This window comes from Mesorhizobium sp. M4B.F.Ca.ET.203.01.1.1, assembly GCF_004791025.1.
In the GTDB taxonomy this organism is placed as follows: Bacteria; Pseudomonadota; Alphaproteobacteria; order Rhizobiales; family Rhizobiaceae; genus Mesorhizobium; species Mesorhizobium abyssinicae.
The window spans coordinates 1-306 of sequence record NZ_SRUO01000215.1 but is presented as its reverse complement, the minus strand read 5'-3'; the positions used below and the strand labels follow the sequence as shown (position 1 = coordinate 306).

Annotated in this window: 1 protein-coding gene; it reads right to left on the bottom strand. The window is 72.5% G+C overall.

Going from position 1 to position 306, the window contains the following annotated elements; all coding sequences use genetic code 11:
• The coding region (locus tag EN846_RS34390) for a GDSL-type esterase/lipase family protein (protein ID WP_348630858.1) at positions 1–306 on the bottom strand (306 nt) is incomplete at both ends.

Sequence of the window (306 nt, the reverse complement as noted above, 5' to 3'; positions counted from 1 at the left end):
GGTTGCCGGCATCCCCCGGGTGGAGGTGGTCGCCGGAGTCGTACGGGGCGGCCATCCGCGACAGGTCGGTCGGGTCGCGCAGCGCCGCGTCCAGGTCGATCACCGCGTCGAACGGGCTGTCCGAGCGCAGCCAGGCGTTGAGCTGCTGGCGCAGGGCATCCTTGTCCGGATGGTAGTAATCGTCCAGTGGCGTGCCGGGCAGGGCGCCGGCAAACGGCGGCAACGTGGCGCCGACGATACGCACGCCCCGGTGGCGCGCACGTTCGGCCAGGGTGCGATAGCCCGCCTGCAGTTCGGCCAGCGTCG